This is a genomic window from Nostoc sp. MG11, assembly GCF_014904695.1.
GTDB lineage: Bacteria > Cyanobacteriota > Cyanobacteriia > Cyanobacteriales > Nostocaceae > Komarekiella.
Genome location: NZ_JACXXN010000109.1, coordinates 1 through 5,697, shown reverse-complemented (window position 1 = coordinate 5,697; position 5,697 = coordinate 1). Strand labels below are relative to the sequence as shown.

Sequence of the window (5,697 nt, the reverse complement as noted above, 5' to 3'; positions counted from 1 at the left end):
TTTAATCGCATCGGCAAAGATTGAACTTGTATCTTGAGTAAAGAGTGTATGAGAGCGAACTTATCAATACCCTTGTGCTTATCTGGCACAGGAACGTAAGTAGTGTTGTTCCAGCAATAAGGGGCAGACTTCGCCGTAATCATAACCTTTTTCCACGCATAGGTGGTGCAAAGATTTGATCAAGGTTGTGGTCGCTGAATGATTTGGGATTGTACAGTGACCTCTACTTTTTCATGTCATGGTGACTAGCGACGTCTTGCATGACAGCGAGTGGAATGCCCTTGACTTGTTTACCCAGTTAACTTGGGTTGGTGGGATTAGCTTCAGTAGCTTTTTTCCCTCAACAGAACTTTTGTCACTGTCTGGTTCCTAACCAGCTATTCTCATCTGCTCTGATTTTGCAATCATCCCTTAAACTAGCTTTTCAAGATTGGGCACATATCCTCTGTTTTAGGGTGAGTACCTAGCCACTATTGAAAACAGTCATGGACAGACAGTACTCGTTAGTCCTAAATCATGTGGCGGTGCCTTCTTGTGAGAAACACTCAGTCTTTTACTCTATTCAACCCAGAATTATATGATTACAACTCAACTATTTACTGATAGCTTTGACAGACCCGCAACTACTGCTGGCACTATCGGGAACGGCTGGCTAGATCTTAAACCAAACATGACTGCTGGTACTGACTGGAGTATCTCTAGTTCTACTTATTTAAATGCAGTAAATACCATAAGCGGTACATCCTCAGCAGTACTAAACACTCACACAATCCAAGATTGTGAAGTAGTATTTCAAGCAAATAGGACAAACTATAACTCCACTTTCAGACCTTTCATTGAAACACGTATCCAGAGCAATGGGGATCGTTATCGTATTCGTCTGGCATTAGTAAATGACAATACTCAGGTAGATGTTCAAGCTACCAAAGTTGTTAAAGGAGTCACTACTGAACTATGGAAAGCACTCACAAATGTTACTAGTAGCACATCAGATTTTAAATACATTGTGCGCTGTTACTCGTTTAATACTGCTTTGACTGTGTTTGAAGTGTACTACATCGATACAGCAAATAATAAGCTTGTTTTGCTAACTGAGTTTTCGGATGCTGACCCAGCTCTAGCATCCGCAGGTAAGGTTGGTCTAGGGCACTATAATCAAGTAATTTGCAGGGTGTTTACTCTCAACAAGCTGGCCCTTGATACTCCACAGAGTAAAACTATTTATTACGTTGCAACTAATGGAAATGATACATCTGGAAAAGGTACTAAAGCTGCACCTTGGGCAACTGTTCAAAAAGCTTTGACCACTGTTATGCCTGACAGTGGACATGTGATTAAGGTAGCTGCGGGAACTTACACGCTTGCAACTAACCCAACCCTTGTACCTTCTGGTATCACGTTAATCGGAGATGGTAAGCCTACAATCGTTGGTGCTTTAAAGCTATCAAAAGGGCGCAAGAATCGTATTATCAACTTTAACTTCACAGGTACATCGACTGCAAATACCCCGTGTGACTACTACAAGCACAACACTGGCATTGAGGTACGAGATACATTTGATATTCTCTTACACAATTTATCTTTTAAGAAGTATCGCAAAAATGCATTAAGGTTACTTAGTGTGCACACAGCGAAAGTGTCATCTGTAGATATGGTTGATAGTTCTTATAGTGATCGGCGCTTTTATGCTCCAGGTTCTAGTGTGTTGCCACAAAACGTCGATGATGGACTAACTTCGCAAACACAATCCAACTGTTTAGAAATTACACGGCTTACGAAAGCTCGTTTTGTTAACGTCCATGTGGATACAATTTCAAAGCGTGGTGGTGCTGCATTCAGAACTTATGAAGACTTATCAAAGTTCTACAATAGTGGAGCAACTCCACCAACGTATTTAGATGATATTGATATCCAGAACTGTACTTTCTTAGTTGATAGGTTTATGTCTTGGGGTGGCGGGTATTCTCCTCAAATGTCTTTAGAAATATTCAACCACAGAACAACAAATACTACAATTCGTAACTGTGTTTTTAATAGTACTGTGAGTTTGGCTTCTGGAACTAATACGCCTGCCTTGAAGTTGTATGAGTGTGAGTGGATTAAATGGTTAGACGATCAGCCATTGTACGCAATTGAAGTTGTGTCTAATAACATAGAAATATTCTGCAACTACATTACTGCTGGCTCGTATCCTATCTATAATAGTGGTGCAAAAGTGTCAAATATTCTTGTTCACAGTAATGTTTTTCGCAATATTGGTTATGTTGTAAACTTCAAATCTTCATCACCTTTAAAATTCTACAACAATACAGTATATACAGGAGGCAAAGATAAGTTCTTCAACCTTGGTAGTACTGGACAGTTTGAACACCCAAACAACGATATTGCAAATAATATCTTCTACTATGATAGTGCTACTGCTGGTGGTGATAAGTTAGGAGCAACTATTGGAGTTAGAAATAATTTATTTCACAATATGGACGTTCCTACTACAGCGACTAAGAGCAAAATAGGTAAACCTCTTTGGGTTTCTAGTCAGCCCGTACTGTCTACCGACTATAGACCACAACAGTCAAGTCCTGTGCGTGGAGCTGCTGCTGTAATATCTGGCGTTACTCCTCAGGGAGAATCTGCCCCAGATATTGGTGCACATCAGTGGAAACTGAACAATATAGATATATGGCATCCTGGGATAAAAAGCGATATTGACCTTACAGACATCACAACCATACTTGCTGACTGCTATGCTTAACATTTTAACGTCGCTACTTTAATGTAGAGAAGTTTATCAACAAAGGCAGCTTTGCTCCAGGGCAAACGCATCTAAAGTACTCTTGATCACAACCCAGGTTGAGAAGCAACGAAAAAATCAGCATTTCTCGTTTGGTTTAGTTTCTAAGACTCAAAGCGATGTCTACGACGGGCTACACCTACGCTAAACTTGTGTCAATAAGCGAGAATTAATGCGACTATTTTCGAGTCTATTGAGAATAAAATCTTCTTGTTGACATGATGCGTTTGCCCTGAGCTTTACTCGATGTAGTTTTGTTAGGGGCTTTCTCAAGAAAGCCCTTAGCAATCACCACAAGAACGGCCGAAGTCACTACAAGAGTTCAAGATCCCTACGCTTACTCTTTGTTTAGTAGCTCCAAATTACGAGGGGTCGAATTCCCCTCTAAATTGTCATAGTTGCCTTCTGCCTTATTTAAAGCTTGTGTATAAATATGTAACTTGGAGAATTCAATGAAAGAGAATATTAATTATTTTATTTACTTAAGCAAATTTATCGCCTGGGAAATTTGGTTATTTTTAGCTACTTTAGCGACGATAGTATTTTATCTGATTTTGACAAGGGAAATTTATATTACTTTTTTAAGACACAATATAAGACAAACTAAAAATTACAGTTGGCAAAGCATTCAATTGTTTGTAGTTAGTTTAGTAGTTATATTATTTTACTTCTTCCAATTAGGAAATAATGTCAACTATAGCCTGTTTCAATTACCCCGGCTTCCAGAGGAACTGCTATTAATATTTAGCGGAAGCAATATCTGCTATCTCGTAAATAAACTGAATTTAAGGTTAAATCATAGTCAACTAAAATCACCTGCAAAATCTTACAAATGAGGACAATAATATGCTGAATTTAGCGTTATTAATAGGTTGGCTACTCGCTATCTTTATTGGCGCTTTAGAATTAATTATCGTATTTTTTATTGTTACAAGCAGGATTAATATTGCAAATATTATTAGTGATGAGAATGGTGATGCAAGTATGTCGCGCTTTCAATTTTTAATCTTCACATTTGTTGTAGCAATGAGCTTATTCTATCTGATTATCAAATCCCAGCCGCCACAGTTTCCTGTAATTACACCTGAAGTACTAGCTTTACTAGGAATTAGTGGTGCTTCATATGTGATTTCTAAGGCTATTCAAGCAAATCGAGACACTCAATTATTAAAGACTAAAGCTCAAAAAGCTTCAGCAGCTATAAATGGCATTACTGGAAAAAATGGCAGTGATACTGTCATTATTGTTCCTCAAGTATCACATGAAAATAGGGATATAAATAGCGCCGTTTCTACTTTAGAAACAAACGCTGATAAAAATAGCCTAGTTATGACTCTAGCTATAGGTAACTTGCAAAAGGGAGCTTCTGGCAAGGATGTGTACCAGCTTCAACAACGATTACATGAACTGGAATTTTACTTGGGTTCTATAAATGGCATCTTTGACGAGCAGACTGAATTCGCAGTTAAAGCGTTTCAAGTTAGTGAAGGACTTGCAGATGATGGTATTGTTGGCCCCTCAACTCTAGAAGCCTTAGGTTTAACTTCTTGGAGATTGAAACTTACTTAACAAATTGCAGAAGTAAGAGCGAAAAGCGAATAAATGAATATTAGGTTGAAGATATCTTTATGATGCTCAAAAACGTAAAAGCCTGCCAAACGAGTGTGGCTAACGGACTCTCCCAGCAGATTATTACTGAGATGCAACGCATAGACTCAAAATGTCTTGTTAGTTTTAGTGATTTGAATGTATCTATAGGTACATCTGTCTTTCCCTTATTACAACCGCCAGCTAAAGAAGGACTCAGGCAAGCTATCAAAGCTAGCGGCAACAGAAAACTAGTAGTGAACTCAGCTTATAGAACAATTGCTCAACAGTATCTTTTATTCCGTCAAAAGCAGCAAAACCGATGTGGTCGTACTCTTGTTGCCCAGCCAGGTAAAAGCAACCATGAGAGTGGTTTGGCATTAGATATATCAGACTTCCATATTTGGAAACCTTATTTTGTACAGTGCGGTTGGCGCTGGCTGGGAGCTGCTGATGAAGTACACTTTGACTTTGTAAGAACAATGCAGAATATTCGTGGTCTTTCTGTGTTATCGTTCCAGCGGATTTGGAATCGATATAATCTCAATGACCGCATCATAGAAGATGGTGTTTATGGTGCTCAGACTGATAACAGATTAGCTAACTCTCCTACTGAGGGTTTTGGAGAAAGGGATGAACTAACTGCAAACCGAGTACTACGGTTAAGCCAGCCTTTAATGCAAGGTGGTGATGTTCGCATAGTTCAAATAGCTTTGAAAAGAGCAGGTTTTAACATTAATGTTGATGGCTTGTTTGGAGCAAGTACAGAAAATGGAGTCAAGCAGTTCCAAAAGCAGAAAGGTTTGGAAGTAGATGGACGTGTTGGCACAGCGACGCGGAAAGCATTGGGGATTTAATTACTTCCACAAGAGGCTGCCGAACATGAGATTGGTTCACTATAAAAAATACCACTTGCCAAAACTAGCCGTACTTGTCGTCAACTACTAAAAGTTAAGCTATTGAAGTTTAACTGTGTTTGGAAAATCAAGTAGTACACAGGAGTTAAACCAAATGAATACGGATTTTAGTTTGAACAGCTTTTTTAATTTCATCACAGAGAACAACAAGGATCTCAACCCAGACCACTATCAAATTGCCTTTCGACAAGAAGGATTAGGTATTCAGCTTGTGCTGAAGTATATTCAAGGCAGCCCAGACAAAGAAGTTGTAGTTGGGAGAGTTGGACTATTTTTATAAATTTGGAGAGGTTGGATAGTGGATTTGTAAGGATTCAGGTGGCAGAGTATTGACAAGAGGACACTTCAGGGGGAGTATCACAAATATGAACCAAAACCTGCCTCAAGATATAGACCGAGAAA

General features: G+C 38.9%; 5 protein-coding genes. All 5 read left to right on the top strand.

Features of this window, described 5'->3' with window-relative positions; all coding sequences use genetic code 11:
- Positions 1-238 precede the first annotated feature (238 nt).
- On the top strand, positions 239-373 hold the full coding sequence (locus tag HCR01_RS40330; RefSeq protein ID WP_264299994.1) for a hypothetical protein: 135 nt from the start codon (positions 239-241) through the stop codon (positions 371-373).
- 204 nt (positions 374-577) lie between these two features.
- The gene (locus tag HCR01_RS36620; RefSeq protein ID WP_193200801.1) at positions 578-2,752 is read left to right on the top strand and encodes a hypothetical protein; all 2,175 of its coding nucleotides are present in this window, start codon (positions 578-580) and stop codon (positions 2,750-2,752) included.
- An 885-nt stretch (positions 2,753-3,637) separates the two neighbouring features.
- Positions 3,638-4,360, top strand: a complete 723-nt coding sequence (locus HCR01_RS36615; RefSeq protein WP_193200800.1) for a peptidoglycan-binding domain-containing protein — start codon at positions 3,638-3,640, stop codon at positions 4,358-4,360.
- Positions 4,361-4,419: 59 nt separating this feature from the next.
- A complete protein-coding gene (locus tag HCR01_RS36610; RefSeq protein WP_226890045.1) occupies positions 4,420-5,235 on the top strand; it encodes a peptidoglycan-binding protein in 816 nt (271 codons plus the stop codon).
- 154 nt (positions 5,236-5,389) lie between these two features.
- Positions 5,390-5,575 carry a hypothetical protein gene (locus tag HCR01_RS36605; protein ID WP_193200799.1) on the top strand — a complete coding sequence of 62 codons (186 nt, stop codon included), beginning with the start codon at positions 5,390-5,392 and terminating at the stop codon, positions 5,573-5,575.
- The last annotated feature ends 122 nt before the right edge of the window (positions 5,576-5,697 follow it).